The sequence below is a fragment of the Veronia pacifica genome (assembly GCF_001707825.1).
GTDB lineage: Bacteria > Pseudomonadota > Gammaproteobacteria > Enterobacterales > Vibrionaceae > Veronia > Veronia pacifica.
Genome location: NZ_LYBM01000006.1, coordinates 1 through 26,977 on the forward strand (window position 1 = coordinate 1; position 26,977 = coordinate 26,977).

General features: G+C 45.9%; 17 protein-coding genes. 10 read left to right on the forward strand and 7 right to left on the reverse strand.

What is annotated here, in order from left to right:
* The first annotated feature begins 438 nt into the window (after positions 1–438).
* Entirely contained in the window at positions 439–3,180 is a 2,742-nt protein-coding gene (locus A8L45_RS05055; protein WP_068899893.1) for a hypothetical protein, read from the forward strand.
* Positions 3,181–3,782: 602 nt separating this feature from the next.
* Here the strand turns inward: A8L45_RS05055 and A8L45_RS05060 are convergent.
* On the reverse strand, positions 3,783–4,187 hold the full coding sequence (locus tag A8L45_RS05060; RefSeq protein ID WP_068899895.1) for a DUF1801 domain-containing protein: 405 nt from the start codon (positions 4,185–4,187) through the stop codon (positions 3,783–3,785).
* 81 nt (positions 4,188–4,268) lie between these two features.
* On the reverse strand, positions 4,269–5,135 hold the full coding sequence (locus A8L45_RS05065; RefSeq protein WP_349266990.1) for a DMT family transporter: 867 nt from the start codon (positions 5,133–5,135) through the stop codon (positions 4,269–4,271).
* A 259-nt stretch (positions 5,136–5,394) separates the two neighbouring features.
* On the opposite strand from A8L45_RS05065, the gene A8L45_RS05070 reads away from it, so the two are divergent.
* Positions 5,395–6,663 carry an FAD-dependent oxidoreductase gene (locus tag A8L45_RS05070; protein WP_068899899.1) on the forward strand — a complete coding sequence of 423 codons (1,269 nt, stop codon included), beginning with the start codon at positions 5,395–5,397 and terminating at the stop codon, positions 6,661–6,663.
* Between the two features lie 187 nt (positions 6,664–6,850).
* Here A8L45_RS05070 and A8L45_RS05075 read toward each other — a convergent pair whose 3' ends face one another.
* The 5 genes from A8L45_RS05075 to A8L45_RS05095 form a co-directional block, all read right to left on the reverse strand.
* Positions 6,851–9,049: a carbohydrate-binding protein gene (locus A8L45_RS05075; RefSeq protein ID WP_068899901.1), complete on the reverse strand. Its 2,199-nt coding sequence runs from the start codon at positions 9,047–9,049 to the stop codon at positions 6,851–6,853.
* Positions 9,050–9,171: 122 nt separating this feature from the next.
* Positions 9,172–10,782: a glycoside hydrolase family 3 protein gene (locus A8L45_RS05080; protein ID WP_068899903.1), complete on the reverse strand. Its 1,611-nt coding sequence runs from the start codon at positions 10,780–10,782 to the stop codon at positions 9,172–9,174.
* A gap of 25 nt (positions 10,783–10,807) precedes the next feature.
* Positions 10,808–11,788: an ABC transporter permease gene (locus A8L45_RS05085; RefSeq protein WP_068899905.1), complete on the reverse strand. Its 981-nt coding sequence runs from the start codon at positions 11,786–11,788 to the stop codon at positions 10,808–10,810.
* Positions 11,789–11,803: 15 nt separating this feature from the next.
* Entirely contained in the window at positions 11,804–13,288 is a 1,485-nt protein-coding gene (locus A8L45_RS05090; RefSeq protein WP_068899907.1) for a sugar ABC transporter ATP-binding protein, read from the reverse strand.
* A 39-nt stretch (positions 13,289–13,327) separates the two neighbouring features.
* The gene (locus A8L45_RS05095; protein WP_139122310.1) at positions 13,328–14,347 is read right to left on the reverse strand and encodes a substrate-binding domain-containing protein; all 1,020 of its coding nucleotides are present in this window, start codon (positions 14,345–14,347) and stop codon (positions 13,328–13,330) included.
* Between the two features lie 404 nt (positions 14,348–14,751).
* Here A8L45_RS05095 and A8L45_RS05100 point away from each other — a divergent pair, with 404 nt between their 5' ends.
* The 8 genes from A8L45_RS05100 to A8L45_RS05135 all read left to right on the forward strand — a co-directional run bounded on the left by A8L45_RS05100 (position 14,752) and on the right by A8L45_RS05135 (position 26,946).
* Positions 14,752–15,495, forward strand: coding sequence for a helix-turn-helix transcriptional regulator (locus A8L45_RS05100; RefSeq protein ID WP_068900092.1), 744 nt, complete (start codon positions 14,752–14,754; stop codon positions 15,493–15,495).
* A 211-nt stretch (positions 15,496–15,706) separates the two neighbouring features.
* Positions 15,707–16,954 carry an efflux RND transporter periplasmic adaptor subunit gene (locus A8L45_RS05105; protein WP_068899911.1) on the forward strand — a complete coding sequence of 416 codons (1,248 nt, stop codon included), beginning with the start codon at positions 15,707–15,709 and terminating at the stop codon, positions 16,952–16,954.
* A gap of 276 nt (positions 16,955–17,230) precedes the next feature.
* Positions 17,231–17,935, forward strand: a complete 705-nt coding sequence (locus A8L45_RS05110) for an ABC transporter ATP-binding protein (RefSeq protein ID WP_068899913.1) — start codon at positions 17,231–17,233, stop codon at positions 17,933–17,935.
* Positions 17,935–20,358: an ABC transporter permease gene (locus tag A8L45_RS05115; RefSeq protein WP_068899915.1), complete on the forward strand. Its 2,424-nt coding sequence runs from the start codon at positions 17,935–17,937 to the stop codon at positions 20,356–20,358. Before A8L45_RS05110 ends, A8L45_RS05115 begins: the two co-directional genes overlap by 1 nt.
* A 3-nt stretch (positions 20,359–20,361) precedes the next feature.
* Positions 20,362–21,768, forward strand: coding sequence for a sigma-54-dependent transcriptional regulator (locus A8L45_RS05120; RefSeq protein WP_068899918.1), 1,407 nt, complete (start codon positions 20,362–20,364; stop codon positions 21,766–21,768).
* Entirely contained in the window at positions 21,761–23,044 is a 1,284-nt protein-coding gene (locus A8L45_RS05125) for a sensor histidine kinase (protein WP_068899920.1), read from the forward strand. Before A8L45_RS05120 ends, A8L45_RS05125 begins: the two co-directional genes overlap by 8 nt.
* A gap of 374 nt (positions 23,045–23,418) precedes the next feature.
* The gene (locus A8L45_RS05130) at positions 23,419–24,924 is read left to right on the forward strand and encodes a methionine--tRNA ligase (protein WP_068899923.1); all 1,506 of its coding nucleotides are present in this window, start codon (positions 23,419–23,421) and stop codon (positions 24,922–24,924) included.
* A 159-nt stretch (positions 24,925–25,083) separates the two neighbouring features.
* Entirely contained in the window at positions 25,084–26,946 is a 1,863-nt protein-coding gene (locus A8L45_RS05135; protein WP_175401907.1) for a M48 family metallopeptidase, read from the forward strand.
* Positions 26,947–26,977: the final 31 nt, after the last annotated feature.

A 26,977-nucleotide genomic window follows, 5' to 3' on the forward strand; every position in this document is an offset into this window, starting at 1 on the left:
AAATGGTATTTTATTACTTTATTTAAATATCAATTTTTTTAATCAATAAAACTATGAAAATGTTTTCAATAATTTACTTGAGTTGAATCACAAAGTAATAAAAATAATAAAACAAATTAGTGAATATGTTTTTTTTCATATTAGATTTTAAAGAAAAACAATAATCGACTTCTATGTTTTTTATCCGGACGGCACCATCGAAGCTGTAATAAGAAAAAAGAGATATATTTTTTTTATCAATTTTATTGGTTGAAGTAGAGAGGGCTATTTATTAAATAAATTTTACTTGATGCCTTTTGGTACCTTTTAATGATTATTTATGTCTCTTTGAAAAACACAATTTATTGAAATTTAAAAAACAACGTCAGCTTTATCACTGTCATTAAAAACTCAACCACCCTAAAAAATTTAGGGTGGTTATAACTGTGAGAGAGTATTATGTCCGATTTAACAGCGATATCATCTAAACGTCTGGATGCCGCAAACAACATTACTAATGATGATAAAAACGTAAAAGATGAAAACCAAGAAGATAGAGATCAACAAGCTCGTGATCAGGTTAAAGATAAACGTGGCAAACCGAGAACGAATGAAGGTGCAAGACTGAGTGGTGACGAAGTACAGCGCAGGGCTCAGGCTCAGGTAAATAAAGACAGTAATTCAGAGGCAAAGAAACCAACAGAACAGTCAACTCCCCCCGCTACATCATTGCCGAATGACAAATCGCAAAGAGAACAGTCGCAGTTACCCAGACAAGGTAAGTCTTTATCAACACAGCCTTCCCAGCAAGAGGTGAACGAGTACGTAAGTAAACACTATACAAAACAAGAAGAGAAATATTTGAGAGAGAATTACGAGAATGCCAAAAAGTCTAACCCAAACTTGAGTTTGGGTGACTATGTACAAAGCACCAATGTCGATGGTAAAGGAAATCCGGTGCCGATTTTCGGCAATAGCGGGAAGAGTCAGGCAAAACGATCTGCGGACAATCAAACTACTACTGGGAACAGCACAGTAGCGGAATATAACCCCAGTGCGGCTCAGCAAAAAAGTGATGAAAAAGCCGCAACCTCAACGTTTTTAGGTGTGATGAAAAAAGCAAATGAACTCGCCAGTAAGGGAAGTTTAATCACAGAAGAAAATGTAGAGAAATTAGGAAATGCCTTTAAAGATTATGCATCAAACAATAAGGAATTTTTGAGGAATTTAGTAAAAAACACGAAAGAGGGAGAGGCCGTTCCTCTGAAAACGGAATGGTTAAGTGGAAATCCGACTCTTCTTGCTATTGCACAATACGGCACTCAAAGCAGTTATGGTACAGGTAACAGTGTGATTAGCGGTGTAGGAGGGAAAGGACCGTCAGTACAATTGCTTGCATATTTGAACCCTGAAACTGGAGGTTTTGGATTTCAAGTTGCGCAACACACTGAAGTCAGCTGGGACTACGGCAATTCTCGGTTAAGTTCAGATGCGGTCAATGCATTAACTCAAGGAATAATAGCTCCGTCTCTGGGGGCTGGGGGGCAATTAATCACCAACAGAGGAATACAGTGGGACTTCAATTGGCAAAATGGCGAGCCTAAAATGGATGGTGGCTCCGTTTATGATGAAACAATTTTACGGCCTGTGGAGGCAACATTTAAGGCATTCCCTGGTGCTCCTACTCACCAAGGCACCGTTGGTCTTGAGTTTGGAATGGTGAACAAAGATAAATTTGATTCTGAATACAATGGCTTAGATTGGGAAGACGTGAATAAACGTGCCGTAGCAAATGGCTATGAGACGTTGGCCGGAGCGGGGGGCTTTGCAGTAGTCGCTGCTGCAAAAGCCATGTCCGCCTATTCCCAAGGAGACAGTACTGGTCGGGCTTTAGCCGGTATTGCGGCAGCAGCTGCGACTGGTTACAGAGTAGGTCAACAACTTTATGGGACAGGGGACACTATTTATAACTTTGCTAGTGGTTCTGCGGATTCGTCCCATGCTTGGGGGCATGTAACATTCGGAGGGGCGGATTTCAATGCTAACCCCGCGCCTGTAAGAAATGCAATTAACACAATAAGAGATCAGATCCGCTCTCAGGGAGTGACATCTTCTGATATTGACATTGAAGCTGGCTCAAACAATATTGAGTTAAGTATATTAGGGTCAAGTGAGGATAGACCATATGTACCACTGGATGAAGATCAAATACCACAAATACCATATGTACCGCAGGGCGCCGATCAAATACCATATATCGATGATGACCCTATAGAGGAGCCTATTGGTGCACCAGTCCCCGGTGCAATTCAGCCGCCAACCCCTGCCGAGGGCAGCAGACCTCAGACACCTCAAGATCCAGCATCGCAAGTTCCGAGGCCTCCCACACCTGTTGACTCTGGATCTGTTGGCCCAGAATCGCAAATACCGAGTCCCGATACAAATAACAATGCTGTAGCAAAAGAGTTTGCCGCGATTTACCCAAGACTTAACATAAACTGGTTTAGTCATGACCGCATAAATGTACCGACTTCTGTGGACGGAAAACCCGTTGATTTGCCTGATGGAAGAAAATTAGATGGACTCAAGCCAGACTATCCTGACTTTGCAGAACGCTATGAAAAAAGTTCCTGGTCGGCGCTTGCAAACCTCGGTCAGAAACTCGGTGCACGAAAACAAGCTATCCGATATAGCGATGGCTCCATATTAACTGGCGGTCCGTCGAATGCTCCGGGCTATGATAATTACGGTCGATTAGAGCTTATCGATGGCGACACCGGCCAAACACTTTGGTCCTACGACAGCGGACAAGCACGTGCCAAACAAATTCAAAATTCGCCAAACTTTTCTCCAACCACACCACATCAGCAATGGAGTCAACAGCAGATAGAAGATGGCGAACCACTACGATGGGCCCAACAACACTTTACCTCAATTAATGGTGTAGAGAAGTATGCTGGGATACATTCATTGGATGCTTTCCGTAAGAATGTCGATAACTTCAATTATTACAATGACTGGGGTGATTGGGGGCCAGGTTGGTCGTCTGCGCAAAACTACCTTAAGGGTGAGTATTTTGCGTTTCAAGATGGGTATGCTGTTGCTATGCCAGGAAGTACAACTGGATCATGGCATTGGTATGCTTATACCAGAGAGGGGCAATTAGCGTGGCAAAGGGATCTTCCAAATTATAAAAATTAAATAAAACTGTAAAAAAGTAAAAACCTCAGGTGACCCCTGAGGTTTTTCACCATATTGATTATCATTTCTGTACATATTTTATGCTTTGCCGCAGGAGCAGGTCTACAAATAGATATTGAATGTTCCGATCCTTTCCATTAATCAGTCAATATCACGTGACTTTAGTTATTCCTGCTGCCGCATAAGTTATTAAGTATATTTTAGCAATATACTTAATAATTTTTTAAAACAGCACTTTAAAGATAAAATGCATACTGTTATGAATAATTCAATGTCAGTTAGTTTTTTATAACATCACATTCCGCATACTTTTATGCGAAGGAGTAGATGGTAAGAGGTGAATATATTATGTCTGGAACTTAGAAAATACCATCTTAAACAAAAGAGTGGATAGAATTGATGGTGTAAGTCCCTTTGTTGTTAACAGAGGAACTGTTTACGTTGAGTGTTAAAGCTTGCTGACCTATTTTTACTCAGCGCATCTTGTTCGAATAGTAGGCTTGGAGCACAGCTGAGATAAGTACAGCGATGCTTGAAGCAAGGTAGATATACTGTGATTGTTTGTGGTGTAGGCTCCCGCCTTAACACGTAATGGCTTTGTATCAGGCACCCAGCAAGGGTAAGTGCTTGCAACGTTTATAGGTCATGGCTATCTCAATGCAATGCTGAATGACGTTTAGCGGCACTGGTTCGTTGGTCTGTAAGACGATCGCCCGGCTTCCTTCAAAAGAAAGTCTGTCGTCGTATAGCTCACGGAATGCATCAATCAACTTGGTTCTACAATGAAAAAAAATAAAACACTGTGCCGGGTATTTTTCTTTCCAGTCAATTCGAAGCGGGCTACCACTTTTTACTTTGTAACTGAGTTCACCCCACTTTATGGATTCTTCAACTTCACCAGCATCAGTGGCTTTTGCAACCTCGTAGATGAGGTCTCTTAACTCAAGGATCAGTGGCTTAATATGTTCTGGGTAGCGATCTATTTTTTCCTGAATATCTGCTTTCATTTGAACACGCCTTACGTTGAATTATTTTGTTGTCAGGTCTATTCAAGTGGCTTTCTCATGCCGCTCTTTAGTGCAATCGAATCATTTTTTCGTCGTTGGTATGTCTGCTGCGCGCGTTTGATTGCCATAGATATTGAGCAAATTTCCAATCAGCATTAATAAAGCGCCAACCAGCAAGGCGATCTCAAACTTTTCTCCATATAGGAGTACACCCACCACAGCAATTAGGGGTAAACGCAGAAAATCCATCGTCACGACTAAAGTCACTTCGGTATAAGTCATCGCTTTTGTCAGACAATAGTGGGCAGAGAGCGCCGTGAAACCAACAATACCTAACCATAACCAGTCAACACCGTGCGGCTGCTGAAAATCGTGGAGTGATAAAAGTAGCCCGATCGGTAGCTGAATGAGACACATCATGAATAAAATGGTCAACGGGTGTTCTGTATTGGACAGTGCTTTGGTTGATGAGTGGGCGATGGCGTAACAGATGGCGGCGACCAGCACGATAACAGAGGCTGAGTTGATGATGGCGATACCGGGTTGAACAATAATCAATACCCCAGCAAGCCCGAGTGAAATAGATATCAGTTTTTCGCGGGTCAGGCTTTCGTTAAGAAAAGTACAGGCAATCAGTGCTGTCCATAATGGTACGGTAAACTCCAAAGCGAAAACCTCCGCCAGCGGTAATAATGCGATCCCCTTAAACCAGCCAAACTGACCACCAAAATGAAAAAGATTGCGAAAGGTATGCAGGTGGAGACGCTGAGTCGTAAACAAATGGGTTTGTCTGGTGGAAGCGATGACGGCCACTACCATAATAAGGCCAATGACGCTGCGGTAAAAAAGTATCTGAAAGGTGTCGAGATGCTCGCTTAACTCCCGTCCTCCGATGGCCATAAGGCAAAAAGAAGCCAGCGCACCAATCATCCACAACACCGAAAAAATATTGATACAGCCTCCATGCCGCCATCGTTATAGCCGTTGGGGGTCATTCTACACCCAGTTATGACGATTTTCGAAAACCGGCGAAAATAAGGTGCTAAATCTGAGGTATATGGCAATTAAGTCGTGGATTCTCATCTTCAAAGGGTGTTGTATCTGTCCTGAACACGCCCTTTTGCTGCTGACGTTTACGTCTTATATTGATGGAGGTGTCTGCCGTTAGAACAAGCATTTTCCGACAGCATTGATAAGAGAGGTCGCTATGAAATACTCAGATCATGCCACCATTATCGGAGGTGGAGTGGTGGGCTTAACCTCAGCCTACGAGATGCTGAAACAGGGCTTTGCGGTCACGCTCCTGGAGAAAGAGCCGGATGTGGCATTAGGCGCCAGTCATGCTAATGGTGCCCAATTGAGTTATAGCTTCGTCGACGCCATGTCCTCTCCTTTAATACTCAGAAAACTCCCGGTTATTCTGGCGGGAAAAGACCCTGCGTTAACGGTGAAATGCCAGCCATCAATCATGCTTACCCGCTGGAGTGCAAAATTTCTGTTCAATGGTCTGGCATTCAGAGAACGGAAAAACAGTGAACATCTTTATCGTCTCGCGTTATTTTCAAGTGAAAAAATGGAGAAGCTGAGGCGAGAGAACAATCTGGAATTTAACTTTCGTGAGTGTGGAAAACTGGTTGTTTACCGAAACAAGGACGACTATGAGCGGGCCAAACAGGGGGTTGAACGAAAAGCTGAATGGGGATTCAGGCAGCAGATTCTTTCAGTCGATGAATGTGTGAAAAAAGAGCCCGCGTTGAGAAATATCTCGTCGAGTCTTGCAGGGGGTCTGTACTCAGGCATTGACCATATTGGGGATGCGGCACGTTTCTGTCAGTCGTTACTCGCTGTATTGCAAGACATGAAAGGGTTTGACATTAAATTTAACTGTGCAGTCTCTCGGCTCGTGGCAGTACACGGGCGCGTTACCCATATTGTGACTCATCAGGGGGTGTTTGATACTGACAAGGTGATCGTCGCTGCTGGCTGTGGGGCGCAACACATACTCCGCTCGCTTGCCATATCTTTACCGATTTACCCTGTTAATGGCTATAGTCTGACTTTTCCCGCCAATAATTTTTCACCCAATTGCAGTGTGACTGACCTGGCCAATAAAGTTGTTATTGGCAAAATCGGTGACCGGGTTCGTCTCGCTGGGTTTGCAGATATAGTCTCCGGCTCAGCTCAACATACTGAAGGTCGATTGGCAGAGTTACTGGCGCTTGGGCGGGCTCTCTTCCCGGACGCAGCAGATTACGATCACATTCTGGATAGGTGGCAGGGCAGCCGGCCCTGTACGCCAACAAGCTTGCCAATCATTGATCGGGTGGGCTATGAAAATCTTTACGTCAATGCGGGACATGGAATGTATGGATGGACGCTTGCCGCCGGGTCTGCAAGATTGCTGGCTGCGCGGATAACCGATGATGATCTGTGGCAGCAGTTTGGCGGCCTTTCCCGCGGATATCACGCGTTTTAACGCTGCCGATTAGCCTGCTTTTTACTGTCTAGCCCAATCAAACATATCGGGTTGGCAGCGTCTCTAAAAGACTACACGCAGGATGTCATGATTGCTGACACCGTGAATATTGCTTAAAGCAAAAAAATGGCAGCCTCCCGACTGCCAAAGCATCACGTAGTGATGAAATTTTACAGAGAAGAAACGATTACTCACATGGGCCGATTAGATCCCACGGTCCCCATTGACCACCCGGTGTGACATTTTTATTCCACCACTGCGCTCTATAAATATTTTGTTGATAAAGCACTTCCTCGCCGCCTGTGTAAACAGTATCTGGATCCCAGTTTGCAGGACAGCTTGGGGTTGGATTATCACTCTTTTCAAACGACACACTTACCGTATGTGCGCCGCTGAGTGCGGTGAAGGTATAGGAGCCTGAGGCTGGTTGGACTTGGCCATCAACAATGACGGCCTTGACCGCATAACCCTGATCAGCCGTGAAGTTGATGGTAAAGTCTGTACCACCTTTGCCTTTGATCACTCCATTTGCATCAGGAGTTGGTGATACTGAACCACCCAGCCCATCAACGGTGACAGTGATGTCAAAGAAGACAGGATTGTCGACGGTGACTTCTGAAAAGTCGCCAGTGAAACCGGCAAAATTATTTGCAGACAGTGAGCCAACTTCTGTATTTTTCAGGATAATTTTCTTCTTATCGCCCTTTGCATACGGTTCAACAAGACTGATCACTGTATCTGCGCCCTGCTGGACAAGTTGCAGGCTGGCAAACGGTACTGGGTTATTGCTGGGTACGGTTAGCACTGTTTTGCTGACATCAAAAGAGCCAACAACCAGTTCCATGTTCCATCCCCAGTTGATGTGGTTCAAAGGAACGATAAAGCCGAGTCGATCAAAGCTGCCCGTGACGTTAACAAACATATCTGGGCGCAAGTCTGCCAGTGTCAGCCCAGTCAGTTCGTAGTAAGCATAAATGCCGCCGTCCTGCGCCTGGGGACCGATGATCACTGAGTTTTCAGTCTGGTAGGCTTTAAGGTGTTTGAAGCCAATACCTGAGGTGCCTTCGATCTTATCTATGTTTGGATCAAAGTTATCAACCACTGACTTACCACGCCATGCCAGCGGGTATATGTTTGATTTCACGATAACGTCGGCGGGGTTTGCCTGAACCGAAGATGCAGATACACCGTTCAATACTACACGCTGCCCAGCAAATTGAAGCTCCGCACCTTCACCTGTCTCGGCAACAACAAGGTTAGCGAGAGGGTCAGCCGCATTCCAGCCACTCAGTACGACAAGGTCATCACCGACAGTAAAGTCGACGACGGTGGTGGTTGAGCCCTGTTGCTCATTCAGCATTAACTTATCGCTGCCGCCGCCAGTGATGACGGTGTCATTACCCCAGCCTGCGGTGAGAACTTCTGGATACGGTGAGCCATGTGTCGTGCTGTCACCCGGTACATCGAAAATGGTGTCAAAGCCGCCAAATTTATACACATACTTGGTAATGCAGGTGCCAAGCTCATCACAGGTGATTTGGTCTTTTGTCAGCAGCGCGCCGGTTCCCCATGCGCCGCGAAGGTGTGCTGCGGCGAGTAAGCCTGACATAGTGGCTTTAACCTCAATAGGTCGCCCATTGTCATCTTCTCCCGGCCAGCTTTTATTCAGTGCCTGTTCCCACGTCATATTGGCGTCAGACAACAGCTTGGTCAGCACTTTATAGTTAAAGTGCATGGCGTCACGAATCACCAGTTCCTGCTTCTCCGGTAGCCTGAGGTCAGCCAGTGAATTAACGCCATTTTTACCGACAAATGTGCCTTCCCAGAGGTTGTTGTCAGTCACATAGACTTTGTTGCCGCCTGAACCCTCAATTTCTGCCAGTGCTTCTGTTTTGCAGCCAATCCACGTTGAATCAGGAACAAACATGTAGAAGCTGTCATACTCGACACCATCAACGACCGCAGTGGTTGGGCTGTAATAACCGGAATCAATCAGCAGGGCTTCACCCAGTTGATAGCCAATAAAGCCCCATGCATTCATTGAGTTATATTGCATCTCTCTGAACATTGCTGGGTCGTTGGGGGTGTCAGGGTTATAAATTCCGTCGATACCGAGCTTTTTAAAGAAGTCACTTATTGTGGTTGGCTCAGAAATCATTTCTCCGGTTGAGCAATCGCGAACCAGTCTGCCCGGTTCTGTTACCTGGGCATAGGTGTAAACAGGATTGTCGAGGTTTTCGAGGTAAAAATCCGCCAGAGCTGGGTTGATTCCCGATTCGAAGTCGCGCAATGAATCCAGAAATGCCTGCACGCCTGAAGCCTGAACAGGGGCTGCACACGCGGCGGCGATCACGAAGCCAAGCGCTGTTTTCTTGGTGTTAAACATATTTTCCTCTTGTTCGTAGGGTAGAGGTTTTAGTGATAACTTTGCTGAAAAAAGACAGCAAAGTGCCTACCCGCTGCCAGTGAGGCAGCAGGTGTGATTCTTATTTGAATATTGGTGTTTGTTTAGCTCACGTTAATCACTGCGTTACCCGTTCCCGGCTCTGCTCGACCCAGCAACACATTGGCTGCAGCGACTGCACTTTCTGGTCTCGGTGAGTGGGCGCATAGGTAATGTTGCACGTCGGGATACGTCAAAAGGTCATAGGGACTTCGCAGTGCAACCACGACAAGGTTGGCGAAGTCAGAGCTCAACATTTTTACTGTCAGCTTTGCTTCAACCTGATCAAAATCTTCACCCGGGAGCGGGTGATTTTCAGTGACGACAACAATATAGCCATCAACACAATTCGAGAGATCCTGAATGGTGACATCATGGCAGTGAGGATGAATATTTTTTATGGCTTGTCTGAATGCACTAAATGCAGGCTCTGCCTGATTAGGGCCGATACCTCTCGGATTCATAAGATTGTGGTAACTCGCGCTGGGTGTGGCATTGAGCAAGTAGAGGGGTTTATCAGCAACATCTGCCACGCCACCGCGCACCCAGGTAACCGCCTGTTGCGCCGTCGACTGGGCAACGCGTTGATTTGCAGCAATGTCAATATCACCAAATAAAGACTGAGGTACAAGCTTGTCGAGTTTACACTGCACCACACGTCTCACAGCGTCATCAATGATGGCTTCATCCAGCTCACCACTCTCAACAGCGTCAATCAGACCATGAATCATGGCAAGCTGCTTATCCAGATATGCGTCGGAGTGATCGTAGTGTTCTTCAGAGAGCATGATCATGGTGATACCCGCTTTCATGGCTTTGACAGCGGCATCGACAGGGGCGTAGTGGTTTTGAATCGCGCCCATATTCATGCTGTCTGAGATAATGATGCCGTCAAAGCCCATATCGCGGCGAAGCACATCTTGCAGAATGACGTTTGATAATGTCGCTGGGTTATCTTTATCCAGCCTCGGATACAGTATGTGGCTGGTCATGATCAAATCAACACCTGCATCAATCGCTGACTGGAAAGGAGCAAGATCGTTTGATTTCAGCTCATCATATGTTTTGTCAACGCGTGGGATATCGCGGTGAGTATCGCCTTGCGTATCGCCGTGGCCGGGGAAATGCTTAGCACATGAAAGAATGTTTCCGGCACTCAGTCCGTTGACCGCCGCGGCTGAATGCGCGCTGACTTTTTCAGGCATGTCGCCAAAGGAGCGGGTATCGATAATCGGGGAGTTTGGGTTTAGGTTTACGTCGCAGCAAGGCCCGAGAATACAGTTGAAGCCAGCAGCACGCATTTCGTCACCAAACACCTTGTACATTTGCTGTGTTCCGCTGACATCATCCGAAACACCCAGAGCAAGGTTGCCCGGGCCTGTTGTTGATTCACCAACCAGTACGCCCCATGCGCCTTCCTGATCAACGCCCAGTAGCAGTGGCAGACGCTGGTGGGCATCGAGGATCGACTGTAACTCTTTGTTGAGATTTTCCGCTTCAGCAAAGGTCTCTGCGTTGTCCTGACTCAAGTAACAACCGCCCAGATTGTATTCAGCGATCATTGTGCGTGCTGTCTCGGCCGACTTACCCGGAAAAGCCAGAATAAATAATTGCCCAATCTTCTCTTTCAGGCTCCATGCCGAGATCTGTTTCATGATGTCGTTATTGTTTTTCATTGTTTCTCCAAAGTTCCTATTGGATTTATTTCTTGCGCAATTGTTTTATCTGACCCATGGTGAAGGTCACCGCGACGATGATGATGATTCCGCGCAATATGAGTTGCTGGTCAACATTGAGCCCCATCAGAACCAAACCGTTGTTTACCATGCCCATAATTAATGCGCCGATCACTGAACCAACAACGGTTCCTTTTCCGCCAAACAGACTGGTTCCGCCAATAATGACTGCCGCAATAACCAACATGAGATCACTCTCGCCCAGTGTGTACCGGGCGCTATAGAGGCGACCTGAGTAAAGGATCCCCGCCAGTGCGGCGAGAAAGCCATTGATCATCAGGACATATAACTTGATGCGATTGACGTTGATGCCTGAATACATGGCCGAGACTTTGTTGCCGCCGGTGGCCAGTACATGTTTGCCAAAGGTGGTATTTCTGAGGACAAATGCTCCGATGACGGTCACAATCAGCGTCCATATAAAGAGGACAGAGAAGGGGCCAATATCTCCGGAGCCGAAGATAAAGGCATACGTATCGTTATCGACAGGGATGGTTTGCAGCGAGGTCGACCAGCGTGCAATACCGGTGATGATGCCAGTTGTGCCCAATGTGACCAGAAACGAGGGAATACCAATCTGTGTGACGAAGAAACCGTTGATAAAGCCGATCATCGTTCCGACAGTGAGTGCCGCGGTCACGGCGAGTAAAATACTGTCTGTTTCCTGCAAAGTAAGGGCAGAGACGATGGCAGCCAACGCGACAGTGGCACCAAATGAAAGATCTATTTCAGCGGCGCTGAGCACGAAGGTCATCCCTACAGCCATAATAGCTATCGTGGCTGTTTGACGGGCGATATTCATCAGGTTCACCGATGAAAGAAATCCCTTGTCATGCAACATGATAGAGAAGAACGCGAAGATCCCTATAAATACAAAGTAAATAATGTAATCACGCCACTGAACCTGCTTCAGCTGTCCGTGTAAAGACAGGACTTTTTCAGTCATGCTAACTCCCTATTTTCATTGAACTGCTTTTAACAGCGCGTCTTCAGAAATCTGATGGCCTTCGATACGCTCAGCAATTCGTCCTTTTTTGACTACATAAATAACGTCACAAAAGTTACCGATTTCTGCGTATTCACTGGACACAAAAAGGACGCCATATCCCTCAGCAACATACTGGTCGACAATTTTCATGATTTCGTATTTGGCGTTGATATCGATGCCGAATGTTGGGTCATCGAGCAGCAGGACTTTGGCCTGAGTAGACAGACATTTACCTATCACCACCTTTTGTTGATTACCGCCGGATAGAAACCGGACAGCTTGCTCTGAGCTTTCTGCTTTGACCCCCAGTCTTTTCATTGCTCTATCAACAACGATTTGCCCTGATGCCTGATTGATCACAGACGATTTGGCGATTCGGTCGAAAGAGGCCATTAGCAGGTTGTCTGATACAGAAAAATCGAGCACTAAACCCTGTGTTCTTCTCTCCTCAGGCACCATATTGATGCCATTTTTAATCGCCTCTTTGGGTGATGATATGCGCACGCTTTTGCCACCAATCAGAATCTCACCTGACGTTGGCGGTGAAAGGCCATAGATGGTCTCTAATATTTCAGTGCGTCCGCTACCCAGTAAGCCCGCTAGACCAACGACCTGACCAGGCATCACACTAAGGCAAATATCGGTCAGACAGTGATTACTGACCGACTTTAATTCGAGCAAGGGCACTTTATTTTTTTGTGAATGTCTTGATGAAAGCCAGTCAAACTGGGTGGCTGTTTTGTTGCCTAACATAGCCTCAACAAGCGCGGCGATAGATGTGTCAGACGGTCGAGTTTCAAGCACAGTGTAACCGTCCCGCAGTACAGTCACGGAATCACATATCTGCATGACATCGGCGAGATAGTGGGTGATATAGATGATGGTGATCCCACGCCTTTTCAGCTTTTCTATCACATTGAATAAGTTCTGGGTTTCACTGTTAGAGAGGGATGCAGTCGGCTCGTCTAACACAATAATTTTTGCATCTACGGCCAGTGCCTTTGCAATTTCGATCAGCTGTTGCTCGCCAAGACTTAAGTTTTCTACACGGTCACTGGGCTGAATATCAACGCCCAATAAATCCAGAATGGGCATGGTCATTTTTTCTCGTGATCGATTAGAGAAAAGTGATGTCCGCTGAGTAGGGTGATTGAGAAAAATGTTATCAGCGACACTGAGACTGGGCACCAGACTCAGATCTTGATAGACCATGGCAATCCCTTTCTCCTGCGCCATTTTAGGTGATGAAAACTCCACTTTTTCACCAAAGACGGCAACGGTTCCGCCATCGCGGGAATGGAATCCGTTCAACACTTTGACGAGTGTGGATTTGCCTGCTCCGTTCTGACCGAGCAAGGCGTGCACTTCGCCTGTTTTAAGCGTGAATGTGACATCCTTCAGTACAGGGGTGCCATCAAAGCTTTTTTTGATCGCTGATGCCTTAATTGCGACGTCCAATGTTCTCTCTCCCGACACAATGATTACCTATACCCGCGGTTACTTTTCCAATGCTCTGTGAATGGACTTTGGTGCGGGCCTTCTCAGTGCTTGCTGCCAGGAGTCAAGCAGGTTGTCGCGTGTCACCGCGTTTGCGCCAACGGTGACAAACGGAGGCGTGTATGCGCCCAGCTTTGCTAACGAGCCCATCCGTGCGAGTGTCTGGCCAAGGTCATAAGGGAGGTCGGTGACAATGCCTGATACATTGCGATTCTTTGCCATATCGAGCGCATTGGCTGCGCCAAGATCCATGGTAACGACTTTGATGTCTTTTCTTCCGGCCGCTCGTGTCGCTGCAACCACGCCCTCTGCAATGCTATCCCACGGTGCATAAATCGCCTTGATATTTGGATTTTGGGTGATCATTGCGGAGGCAATCACTTCGCCGTCATTGGCGTTGGCGATCCCCTGTTTTGCGACCACATGGATATCGGGATAGAAGTGTTCAATGCTTGATAATGTGGCTTGGTCACGCTGATTGGTAACGTAGTAATCAGCCTCGTGATAAATGAAGCCGATGTTACCCTCGGAATCGACAGCGTCTGCGATGAGATCCGCAGCCAGTTTCCCCATTTGATAGAGATCATCCGTGACTATGCCGGCGTAGTCTTTACCATGCTCAAAACCAGAGGGTAAATTGCTGATCAAGACCAGCTTGCTGCCCTGCTCGATAGCTGGGCGGAATGCAGCAGCACCTGACACAGGGTCAACGACCAGAGAAATAATAATATCTGGCTTCCTCACCAAGGCTGTTTCAACATCTGTTTTTTGTTTATTGGCGTTAAACTCTGCATCGGTGACTGCTACAATCTCAACATTCAGATCTGAGAAGGTAGATTTTGCTCCTTCGATCAAGGCATTAGACCAGTCAGATGTGCTATGCATTAGAATTGCAGCTTTCAGGTTCTTTGCCCGAACCGCTGCTACTTGATTTTCAGTCAGTGATATATCGGTGTAAGGGGTCGCTTTTTCACCATTTGGACCGCGGGTTTCAGCCATAGCTGGCAAGGTTGTAGCCATAGCAAAAACCAAGATGCCACCAATAAACCACGCTGCTTTTGAGATGAATTTTTCTACTATCATACGTTCCGACACCTTAGTAGGTAATAGTTGAGTATTAACATAGCTACTAATATAGGTATTACATGAGTATTTAATGTGCGAAAGATCTCGTCGAAAGCATTTAACAAGGTGATAACACTCGCATTGATCTTGGTAAATCAATGAATAGCTAATATTCCAATCTGTTTTGGTTCCCGAAAGCGACCAGTTAAGTCGATGGTATATGCAGAGTGCTTATATAGGTGAAATATAGGTGTTATGATGAATTGTCTAACATGAATACCTACGCTTGCAGGGTAAATGAGAGGGTAAAAACGTTAATGGAAGAAGGCACCAATAATTATAAAAGCCACTTAACCAGCATGTACCACGCACTGCTGTCCGACAGAGATGTTTACTTCATTGCATTTGATAGCAACGAGGTTGTTATAGACACTAATTATCCTGTTGTGTCGTTAAACCTTAACCACTTAGATGATTTGATCTTTTTGGTTGGTGCAGAGCAGCTGTCCGCCATTCGGCAACACATGACCCAACAACCACTGAATTTCACATTCAATGTTGCCAACCTGAGTTTTGCCATGTCGCGTTTTGATATCGACAATTCGGATACTGTTTTTTGTTTGCAAGTCGAAGCAAAACAGGAATTATCAGATGCGGGTAAATTGAGTGCGATAGAGCGTGATTATCAATTGATCACTGAGTTATCGTCATCTTTCAATTTGCTCAACAGCGCAGGTGCTGCGCACATGACTGATGACCTCAAGCATGAGATTCGAGATGTTCACCTACCAGAGGTGAAATCAAAGCTGGCAGAGCTTGAAGATCCCAGCCTGAAATTGTGTCTTGAGATTGTTCAGGCAAATATGGAATCGCTGTTAGCTGAGCCAGATGTGAACAATCAATTGCTGTCGGTTTTAACGCCGTCGGAATATCAGGTGGCTGAATTTATTCGAAGTGGTATGTCGAGTCAGGAAATTGCCAATACGTTGAATGTTGCTAAAAAAACAGTTGAGAATCACAGGAACAGCTTACGTAACAAATTGGGTATCACCAACCGAGGTGTCAATCTGAGAAACTACTTACAGACACTGGAGACCAAGTAGTCGCCTCGTTGTCTGTCTTTATCGCCGCTATTTCTCAAGCACGTTTCCCGACCAGTGTTCCTATTTCGGCACACTCTATTCTCTTTGTGTGTTCCGGTATCGCTACACCCCTCAGTGCTCCCTGAAAATAATCAATAATAACAATCATTTATTTTTGGCACTGTCATTGCTTCAACTCACAGACTATCGCGAATATTAAGTGGGTAAAGAAATGGATATCAAGTTAGAAACCAAAGGGAAATCATACAAGCATCTGATTTTATTTGGCGCTGCGTTAGCAGTTCTCATATCAGGCGTCGTAGCGGGAAGAAGTTACCTTGGTGACGCCAGCCAACTTGCAGATAGCAATGACCTGAGGCGCGCTGTTGTTGAACAGGGAAAGTTCGACATTCAGGTGAGTGGTATGGGGAAATTGTTGATCGATAACCAACAGCTGATCACAGCGAATACCGATGGCAAAGTTGTCGATATTCAGATAAAACCGGGCCAGATTGTTCAAAGGAATCAAGTCATCGCCAGACTTGAGAATACCGTGACCCGCGAACGTTTGGCGCAGAGGCGTAATCTATTAAATCAGCGACTTTCCGAGCACGATGCTGAATTAACGGTAATGGATGTAAAACTGGTTGAGCTTGAAGCCGAGAAAAGTGATTTGGCGCTTGAGCTGAATAGCAAAGAAAAGATGCTGCCAGGTTACAGAAAGTTGTTTGATAAAGGTTATATATCCGAGCTGGAATTCAGTTCAGAACAGCTTGCATTGGCAAAAACACGAAATGCGCTCAGGGTGCAAGAATCGCGGGTTGAAAAACACACCAAAAAACTGGCAGCAGTGAAAAAGGCACAGTTAGCTGAACTCGCAGGCCTAAAACTGGATATTTCGACACTGGAGTCAAACATTGATGCTCTGACGATACGTTCGCCAATGACAGGACAAATCCAGCAGGTCTCCGTCACGCTCGGCATGCAGGTATTATCGAATCATGCGATTGCCAATGTAGCTGACCATAATCAGTTGATTGCCAGGCTGCAGATTGCTGAGCTTGAAGCTCCTTTTGTGAAGGTCGGTCAGAATACCATCATCGATACTTTTAGCACTGAAATGACGGGTTTGGTCAGCCGTGTGTCACCCATAGTGAAAAACGGACAGGTAAAGGTTGACGTAACGCTCACTGGAGAGCTTCCAAATGAAGCGAGAAATCAGCTCAATGTACAGGGCATTATCAAAACGATGGAACGAAATAATGCCCTGTACGTGAAGGTCCCTGCCAATAGCCAGCCAAATCAGGTGAATACTGTGTTTGTGATTAGTGGCAATAAGGCAAATAAATATCGGGTACGTTTTGGCCTGAGATCCATCAACAACATTGAAGTCAAAGATGGCCTGTCTGTCGGCGATGAAATTATCATTTCGGATACCCGTGAATATGCCTCAGACCAGCAGATTCTCCTATATCACTGACAGTTGGTTTCTCTTCTCTATTAAAGCCTGCTTATTAAGTAGGCTTTTGTTTTTTTATTCCGAGATTTTTGCCGCAATTTATCTGATTTGATTTTTCTGGCTATATTACTGGTGTCTCGATATCGATACACTGAATTTGAATAGTGTGTCGATATCGAAACCCTATGTATTCATGATGATATTAAAGTCATATAAAACAATATGTTAAACTTGGCATGCGCCTTGCTATTAAGCCCATATAAGAATAGGGCTTAAACAGATATCAAGGACGAAACGATGAAAAAGATCATTGAACTCAAAGGCATTAGTCGAGTATTCAAGACAGAGGACATTGCCACACAGGCACTGAACAATATTAATCTCTCTGTCGCAGAGGGTGAGTTTGTTGCCATCACAGGGACATCGGGCTGCGGTAAGTCCACATTACTATCAATTCTCGGTTTAATAGATATTCCCAGCAGCGGTGAATATTGGATCAGCGATAGGCCGTCAACAGATCTCTCGTCAGACCAAAGGGCTTTTATCCGTGCTAATCACCTTGGTTTTATTTTTCAGGCATTCAATCTGATTAGTGACTTAACGGTAATGGAGAATGTGATTCTCCCGCTGACCTATCAGGACGGGATAAAGCGTGAAGAGATGCTCGCTCGCGGTAAAAAGGTGCTCGAGGAAGTGAATCTGATGAACCGCTGTGATCACTATCCTGCACAGCTTTCAGGCGGGCAACAGCAACGTGCTGCAGTGGCAAGGGCATTGATCAACGAACCGGATCTCATTCTGGCAGATGAACCGACCGGTAATTTGGATTCGAAAAATGCCCGGCAGGTGCTGGAGTTACTAAAACGTCTTCACGCTGCCGGTAAAACCATCTGCATGGTCACCCATGATACAGATTCAACCCGTTACGCTTCTCGCACCTTAACTCTGAGTGATGGCGCAATCGTGAACGATCGTCAACAAGTGCTGGCGGAGGTATTGTGATGGGTGGAATACATGAAGTGAAACACAGCCTTCGACGTCTGGCGAAAGCGCCCTCATTTACCCTGCTGATGCTGTTTATCATTGTTGGTAGCCTGACCGTGAGTATGGTTGGGTTCAACTACGTCTACACGGTCACGGTGAAGCCTCTTGACAGTGAGAGAGAGCAGTCGGTCCGTATCATTCGACAGATACGAAACACTGTATATATGGGAGAGGTTGGCGAGCCACGTTTTGTGAGATTTCATCATGATGAGATCAAGAGGCTTGAGCAATCCGGTGTGCTCGATGAAATGGGAGAGTTTACCTACGTTTCCCCTGAATCGGTGTGGTTATCAACAGGAACAGTTGGAGAAGAAGTTCAGGGAATGTCGGTGTCGAAAGAGTTCTCCTCTTTCAGTGGCGTCAAGGCGATACTTGGCCGTGCCTTGAAGGACAGTGATTATGACCCTTCTAATTCTCCTGTTGTTGTCATTAGTCACTGGGTCTGGCAACACTTTTACGCAGGCCGAGAAGAGGTGATTGGCAAACGGGTTACGATAGATGGTGTCCCAACAACCATTGTTGGTGTCATGCCGGAAGGCTACCGATTTCCGACTTTCAGTCATCTCTGGAAACCCGATACGGGTTCGTTATCCGAGTCCAATCAGATTAAACTGTATTTTCGTGCCCGGAGTGACGAGCATGAGGAAAATGTCAGACAGCTCATCGCCGAACGCATGACAGACGAATTGAAGGCTTCTGTGAGCCAGATTCAACGCGAGATGGTTACACCGGTTGAGGTGCGGTCACTGAGCCTTGTCGAAGAGAGCACAGACAGCATGGGCATAAAAATTATGCTTGCCAGTTTGTTATTGGTCATCGCTGTTGTGGTGGTGGCAGCAATCAATATCAGTAATCTGCTATTGGCTCAATCTCTGAAGTATCAGCGAGAATCAGCGATCCGGGCGGCACTTGGAGCCAGTAAAAGTCGAGTTGTCGGTCAACTTGCCAGTGACGGACTACTCTTGTGTGTTGTTGGCCTTTCGGTTTCTTTACTGCTGACCTCTTTAACCCTAGAGGGACTCAGCAGTGCGATAACAGCACTGATTGGCTCACGCCTGCCTTATTGGTGGCATTGGCAACTCGATATAGCAACTAGCATCTTGGCGGGCTGCCTGACATTGATCATTATTCTGGTTGCCGTTATTTATCCTGCCAATAAAACGGCGAACTTTAATATCAGCGATATTCTGAGAGATGGAACGCGCGGTGCGGTCAGTAAAATTAACACCGTGGCCTCTAAGCGCATGCTGGGTATTCAGCTGGGCGTTGTGAGCTTCCTGATCATGGTCGGTAGCCTTGTTGTCTATTTAATGACGAGCGTGATCTCATCGACTGACCTGGAGAAGGATAAGGGCTTTTACACGATTTCACTTGAGCGTAGTGGTGCAGAAGAGATCAGCCAAGAACTGCAAATCGCTCTCAGAGAGAGACTGTCAACGAATGCGATGGCGCCGATGATAGACGAGCCTATCTTAAGAGGCGCAGAGAAAATTGATACGAGAATCTATCAATCACAACGCGACATCAACAAGCGTATTCGAACAACATTTATCAGCACTCTCGACGCGGACAGGCTTATACGCGGTCAGAATTTTGGAGCGTCTGACCATCTCAATAGCGAGCGGGTTGCGATTATCAACTCGTCTCTGGCTAATGAAATCTTTGGCTCGCTAGACGTGATTGGCAATAGGATCGAGATTGGACCACTTGAACAGGAAGACAGTTTTCTGGAACGTGAGTACGTCAGGATAATTGGTCTTGCTGAGGATAGTCTGATCAGCTTAACAGCAGATACAGATCATAGAATTTATTTACCCTTGTCGCAGTCAACTTCCATCCCCTGGCTAGATTTATCTTTCCGTTCGCAAGATATCAATCAGACCATGACATTCATCCAACGTAGCCTGAAAGCGATGGATCAGCAGCTTATCGTCACCAATATTTTTGATCACTACCAGAATCGCCGGGCCATGTTGGCTACATTTGGTCTGTCGATGGGAGGGATCGCGATCATTGGTGGCTTCTCACTGTTTATGGCGTTGATTGGTATTTACGGCATGGCACGTTCACAGGTAAATCAAGCGAGATATGAAATTGGCCTGCGCAGGGCGTTGGGCTCGACGGACAGGCGTGTGGTCTGGCTGATGATCAATAAGAATATGCATTATGTAGGTTTGGGGATTGGCATTGCGACTGCCATCTTTGCTGCCTGTGGTTTTGTTGGTTATCAGCTATTTCAAGGGAAAATACCCGTCAGTATGTTTGTTCAGTCTGGTTTCTTCACTTTTATCGGATTAGCTGCCGTTGTTGTACTGGCACTCTATATCCCAGTCAGAGAGGTGTTGAAACAGACGCCGTCGGCTAGTTTAAGGATGGACTAATACTTGAAAAAAATACTCATCGTTGATGACTCGCTGGATATTCAGGCGAGTCTCAAATTCCTTCTCGAAGATGAAGGCTTCGAAAGTCGGGGTTTTACCCAAATCCCGGCAGTGTGCGAGTTCTTGAAGTCTAACAGCGCTGATTTGATATTGTTAGACATGAATTTCAATTCAGATACCACATCAGGCAAAGAAGGCTTGGACGCGATTCCTGCTATCAGGGCTATTTGCCCTGATTTGCCCATAATTATGATGACAGGATGGGGCACGATAGATATCGCGGTCGAAAGCCTGAAACGTGGTGCGAGTGATTTCATCGAAAAGCCGTGGAATGACGACCGCCTGATCCATGCCATCAAGCAGCAGGTGTCGCAGTCTCAAACGCTGAAAAAGCTACAGCGTATTAGTGAGGAACATGCCCGGCATCAACAGCAAGAAGCACAGCCGCACATTGACTCCCTCTCGCCAAAGAAGCAAAGGGTATTGCAGCAGCTTGCTGCGTTGGCAAAGAGTGATATGAATATCTTGCTGCGAGGTGAAAACGGGACCGGAAAAAGCTTTTACGCCAAATACGTTCACCAACATTCTCAGCGTGCCAACGAGAGCTTTATCGCCGTCAATCTCGGTGCAATCTCAGACACCTTGTTTGAGTCAGAAATGTTCGGCCATGTGAAAGGGGCGTTTACCGATGCGAAGGCCAATCGCATCGGTAATATCGCGTTGGCAGATGGCGGCACGCTGTTTCTTGACGAAATTGCCAACCTGTCAAAAGGTGGGCAGGCCAAACTGTTACACGTTCTGGAAGAAAAGCGTTATCAGTCGGTGGGTAGCAGTCGGACGCTTGAAGTGTCTGCCAGAATTATTTCGGCAACCAATGGGGATCTGCCTGCGTTAATGGAAAGCGGTGAATTTCGACAGGATTTGTATTTCAGATTAAACACTGTGGAGATTGAAATCCCCCCATTGAGAGCGTGTCAGGAGGACATTTTGCCTTTGGCAGAAAAGTTTATTGGTGAATTCAGTCAGCAATATTCACTGCCTGCTGCCGCACTAACCACTTCGGCGAAGCAGGCGCTTTGCCAGTATCACTGGCCGGGTAATATTCGAGAGCTCAGGCACGTGATGGAAAGGATGGTATTTGTCTGCCAGCAGGGGCAGATAACTGCTGATGATTTAGGTCTCACATTGAGCTCTGGCAGTGAAGATGAGAGCTCTCAGTCCCTTCATCGATCTACCGTTTCTGACTCTTCAATGCTGCCAGAAAATGAAGCAATGCCAACACTGGACAATATCGAGGAACAAGCTTTGTTTCATCGTTTGGCGTTCTTTGAGGGCAATGTGAGTAAAACGGCCAAATCACTCGGTTTATCACGCAGTGGCTGGTATCGCAGAATGGCAAAGTATGAGTAAGTTTCCCCTCTATAATCCTACGACAGCCACTCTGTGGCAGGTAACATTATTGATGCAGGCTGGCATTACTTGCCTGCTGTATTTCCATGACTATCCGCAGCAAGTTGTTATCCTCATTTGGCTATTATACGTTTCGCTGATTTGTGGCATTGCCCTCAAGATGACTCATCGTGATAAAAAGCAACTCAATATCGTTAATACCCTGATTCATGCGATGGTAGAGCGTGATTTTACCCTGCGCGGAGTCGAGGTCGCAGATACCCGCTTGAATGACACTGTTGAGATGCTCAATGAGCTTGCTGACAGGTTAGAAAACGATCGCAGGCAGACGATTGAGCATCAGCAGCTCACCAGCCAACTGATTGAACAACTTGATGCTGCTGTATTTGTCGTTAACTCTGACAGGCAGTTAATTTTGAGCAACAGTTATGCCCGTCGGACATTGGAGCCTGTTTATCGCGATCTTGGTTTTGCAGATTGGATAGAGGTAATGCAAACGAATCTATCGGCTTCAACGGTGACTATCGATATTGACGGCAATAACCACACTTTTTTGCTGGAGGCGGATACCTGTCTGTTAAATGGCGTTCGACATGATATCTATCTGTTCAAACAAGTGGACAATGTACTCTACCAACAGGAAAAACAAGCATTGCAGCGATTTGTCAGGGTGATCAGTCATGAAATTAATAACACGATTGCACCGGTTGGGACGATCGCACGTAGCCTCAGCAAACGTTTGGATAAGCCTTTTTCGCGGGAAAACTTCGCCAGTGGGTTACAGTTGATTAACGAACGTAGTCAGTATTTGACTGACTTTATTCGTGCGTATAGCGCACTGGCTAAATTGCCCGCCCCGTCGATTGAGACCGTGGATCTTCAGCTTTTCATGGAAGACCTTAGAACAATATATCCATCGTTGGTGATCACATCCGAAGGCAGACACACCGCGCATTTCGATCGTGGTCAGGTTAAACAGGCACTTTGTCATTTGATCAATAATGCTTACGAGGCTGCGAGTGATGAAACCTCGGTTGTCAGGCTGGAAGTAGAGACAACAAACGGTGCGTGTTTCAACGTGATAGATCAGGGGCCGGGATTCAGTAATCTTGAAGAGGCCTGTACGCCTTTCTATACCACTAAGTCATCAGGTAATGGAATTGGGCTGATGCTCGCCAGATCGATAGCGGAAAATCACACTGGCCGTCTTGAGCTGAGGAATAATGATGATCAACGCGGTGCAAATGTGCGTTTATGTCTTCATGGATCGCCATAACAAAGGCTAAACAGCACTCTATATGGTAGTGAGTATTAACTTATTGCTGTTCACATACATTCATGTGTTCAGCAATACCGCCAGATTGTACGGAACCAATAAACAACCTCGCTCGCAAATCCAGTTGGACACGGCCCATTTTACTGTTGCGGTAAATTCAACCTCCTGTTAATTTCGAAGGATGAAAAGATCAAGCACTTACTTCACTCCAATGATGCGCATGCCTGCTCAGCGAATGCTGAGGGGGATGGGCTGCTTGTTCTGAAGAATCACTGAAAGCAACACCATTCCAACTTTGTACTCTGCTGGAATGGTTCGTTGACAGTTCATGCATTGTCTCCATTCCAGCACCTACCACGGCAAGGAGACGATAAATGACAACATTCACTACCACACCGATATTTTATGCCAATGGTGAACCCCACCTCGGACACGCGTATAGCGGGATCCTCGCTGATATTTGTCACCGTTATCAGCGACTCGCTGGTCATAATGATGTGCTGATCACCGGGACTGACGAACATGGCAAAAAGATAGCTTCAACGGCCGAGGCACATCACACGGATATTCGTGAGTTTGTCGACCAAAAATCTGCTGCGTTTTCAGCCTTATGGCGACCTTTGGTCATTGAACCTGATGTGTTCGTTCGTACCACTGACACCTATCATAAAGCACATATCACAGAGGTCTGGTCCCGGCTTTTGGCAAAGGGGGATATTTATCTAGGTGCCTATTCTGGGGAGTATTGTGTCGCGTGTGAACAATATTACTCAGAGCGCGATCTAAATGGCAGACAGTGTCCGGTTCACGGTCGTGAAGTGGAGACGATTTCTGAACCGACATATTTATTTAAGCTTGAGCATTATCGCCAGTCGTTGCTGGCTTACTACCACGCAAATCCAGGTGTCATCACACCATTGCATTATCAGGAAGCCATTATTGAGCAGCTCGAAGCTGGCCCTCTGGAGGATTTGTCTGTCTCGCGTATCAACAACAACTGGGGTGTGGAAGTGCCCAATGATCAGGAACACACTGTGTATGTGTGGATTGATGCCTTATTCGGTTACATCACCGCGATAACGTCCCAAGACGGTTCAGAGCAAGATATCGCTAACACAGTTCATGTGCTGGGCAAAGATATTCTCAAATTTCACGCTTTGTACTGGCCATGTTTATTACTTGCGCTGGAACTTCCTTTGCCGCGCAAGCTGGTGGTCCACAGTTGGTGGACCATAGAGGGAGAAAAAATCTCTAAATCTAACCCTGACACTATTGTGAATCCGGAAGTGTTCGCAAAAAGGCTCACGGCCGACGGTTTACGGTACGCACTGGTCAGGCAAAAGCCGTTATCCCGCGACGGTAATGTCTCTTTGTCTGAATTTATCGAAACCGTGAATGCCGATCTGGCGAATAGTTTTGCCAATTTGGTGAAGCGAAACAACACACTGATCACTCAGTATTTTGCTGGACATATCTCGCAGGACAATGCCATCGCTCTCGACGATGAGTGTCTGCTGCTTTTATCCTCTGCTGAGGAGTATATCCAGCAGGCTGCTACTGCTTACCAGTCCTTTTCTCCCTTTGAGGTCACACTTGCCTTAAAACAATTACTGGATGAGACGAATGGCTTTTTCCACCATCGTTCTCCTTGGTTAATGAATAAAGGAAAGGGCAGTCAGCATGTGCGTCAGACCTGTTTTGTCGTGGCTAACATTGTCCGTCAGATCGCAATTGCTATTTCACCCATCACACCAATACTGGCTCAAAGCGTGCTGTCAGAATTTGGTCTGAGCCTTAAAACACTGAAGTGGGAGAGTGTTGCGTTTACTGACGAGGTAAATGTCACAGGAGCAAAGAGCCATTTCCAGCGAGTCAAATGATGGCTCATTAGATTTATACGCCTATCGTTTTTATTTTGAATACTGGGTTTAAACGTTCACGGTTTTTATCTGGCTAACAAAGCAAAGCAAGTATGAATAGAGGACGTTAGTTTAACTCGTTCTGACTATTCAAATTATGTTCAATCCATGGCTGGTGATATGACAATTAATACAGAAGATGACTTTATTGCGTTGGTAAGAAAATCAGAAATTGACGCTAAAAATAACCCCAGAGCCTATAACCGAAAGTTATTTGTTTATGCATTATTTGGTTACGGCATCATATTATTGATGCTGGTTTTACTTTTGGGTTTGGTAGGTGGCCTGATTGGAACAGCGTTTTTTAGTGCGGGTATTTTCATCCTATTACTAAAGACAAAAATTATTATTCCACTTGTACTTGCCGCGTGGGTATTGATGAAGGCTTTATGGGTGAAAATGTCACCGCCTGAGGGAATGAAGTTGAATCGACGTGATCATCCAGAGCTCTTCAAAGAAATTGATCAGCTTCGTCGCGAGCTTAATTCTCTGAAAATTCATGAGGTCATTCTGGATGATCAATTAAATGCCGGTGTGGTCCAGCACCCTAGGCTGGGTATTCTGGGCTGGCATAAAAATACCTTAATTTTAGGCTATCAGTTGTTGCTCACCATGGATCCTGAGCAAATGCGCTCAATTCTTGCACATGAGTTTGGTCACCTTTCCGGAAACCATAGCCGTTTTTCTGGATGGATATATCGGGTTCGAACGAGTTGGTTGAAAGTAATGCAGGCTTGCGATGAATCAGACTCCTGGGGCGGGCGAATGACGCGAGCTTTCTTTAACTGGTATGCCCCAAACTTTGAGGCGTATTCTTTTGCACTAGCAAGAAATAATGAATATGAGGCGGATGCGATTGCTGCCAAGCTGACGTCGCCTGCAATTGCGGGAAGTGCATTGGTCAATGTGTATGCAACGGCGCCTTTTATTGAGCAAAAGTATTGGGCGAGTTTTTACCAAAAAGCTGACGAATATGAAACGCCCCCTTTCTCTCCATTTTTGGGGTTAGAAAAGTTTTTGGTCGACAATGCGCTTGGAGAAGAGGAGCTCAGAGACCGTATTGATTTGGCGATGAAAGAAGAAACACATTATTCAAATACCCATCCATCTCTAAAAGATCGCATGAGTGCGCTAGCGATAGATGCGACAACTCCTGAACCATGCATCAATCACTCAGCGAAGGTATGGCTGGGTGATAGACATCATGAAATTGTTGCTCTCCTTGACAAAGAATGGCTTGAAAATAACCAAGAGTCTTGGAAGCAAAGATATAATTATGTATCGGACGGTAGACAGTCTTTGGCCGCTTTTAGTAAGAAAATGCCTGAGGTATTGAGTGACAAAGAGCTTTGGAAGTACGCCTACCTCACTTACGAATTTGAGACGCACAGCGCCGCACTTCCTTTGTTTATGCTCTATCAGAATCGCAATCCAAAAGACCCGGAATCTGCAATGTTTGTGGGTTCCATCCTTATTGAACAATCCGATGATTCAGGACTGTCATTTCTCAAGCAAGCTCAGGAGAGCAGCGAGCTCATTAGAGATGCGGCTAATTTAGGGTACGACTTTCTCATTGAGCAAGGCAGGGATGAAGAGGCTGAAACGTGGTGGCAGGAAGCGACTCAAAAATATGAATACTTTGAAAAAATCTTTGAAGAAGCGAGAGAATTTCGTCCTCTAGATGAATATAAAGCGCCTGAGCTTCCTGATGAGGCACTGCGCAAGTTAACGGATGCACTTTCCGGTGAGAACAAAGTAAAAGAAGCTTGGGTATCTCAGAAAGAGCTATCAGATGATGTAGGCGTATCGGCTTTTATCGTTGTTTTTTCAGTAAAATTTTTCACATTGAGTCCCGAGAAAATTGAAAAAAGATTGCAGGACGCGCTTAATCTTGAAGGATACTGGGCCTTTATCTGTGATACCGACAGTGATCGTATTCAGCTGGTAGACAAAGTAGTGGCCAATTCTAAAAAGCTGTTATAGCCACCGTATGTTTGAGAGTGCCTCATAACTA

Excerpts from the sequence above, each read along its gene's own strand:
- A8L45_RS05080 (WP_068899903.1), bottom strand. The coding sequence starts at position 10,782 with ATGAAAAACAATAACGACATCATGAAACAGATCTCGGCATGGAGCCTG.
- A8L45_RS05135 (WP_175401907.1), top strand. The coding sequence starts at position 25,084 with ATGACAATTAATACAGAAGATGACTTTATTGCGTTGGTAAGAAAATCA.
- A8L45_RS05115 (WP_068899915.1), top strand. The coding sequence starts at position 17,935 with ATGGGTGGAATACATGAAGTGAAACACAGCCTTCGACGTCTGGCGAAA.
- A8L45_RS05055 (WP_068899893.1), top strand. The coding sequence starts at position 439 with ATGTCCGATTTAACAGCGATATCATCTAAACGTCTGGATGCCGCAAAC.
- A8L45_RS05075 (WP_068899901.1), bottom strand. The coding sequence starts at position 9,049 with ATGTTTAACACCAAGAAAACAGCGCTTGGCTTCGTGATCGCCGCCGCG.
- A8L45_RS05105 (WP_068899911.1), top strand. The coding sequence starts at position 15,707 with ATGGATATCAAGTTAGAAACCAAAGGGAAATCATACAAGCATCTGATT.
- A8L45_RS05125 (WP_068899920.1), top strand. The coding sequence starts at position 21,761 with ATGAGTAAGTTTCCCCTCTATAATCCTACGACAGCCACTCTGTGGCAG.
- A8L45_RS05095 (WP_139122310.1), bottom strand. The coding sequence starts at position 14,347 with ATGGCTACAACCTTGCCAGCTATGGCTGAAACCCGCGGTCCAAATGGT.
- A8L45_RS05110 (WP_068899913.1), top strand. The coding sequence starts at position 17,231 with ATGAAAAAGATCATTGAACTCAAAGGCATTAGTCGAGTATTCAAGACA.
- A8L45_RS05060 (WP_068899895.1), bottom strand. The coding sequence starts at position 4,187 with ATGAAAGCAGATATTCAGGAAAAAATAGATCGCTACCCAGAACATATT.
- A8L45_RS05130 (WP_068899923.1), top strand. The coding sequence starts at position 23,419 with ATGACAACATTCACTACCACACCGATATTTTATGCCAATGGTGAACCC.
- A8L45_RS05100 (WP_068900092.1), top strand. The coding sequence starts at position 14,752 with ATGTACCACGCACTGCTGTCCGACAGAGATGTTTACTTCATTGCATTT.
- A8L45_RS05070 (WP_068899899.1), top strand. The coding sequence starts at position 5,395 with ATGAAATACTCAGATCATGCCACCATTATCGGAGGTGGAGTGGTGGGC.
- A8L45_RS05085 (WP_068899905.1), bottom strand. The coding sequence starts at position 11,788 with ATGACTGAAAAAGTCCTGTCTTTACACGGACAGCTGAAGCAGGTTCAG.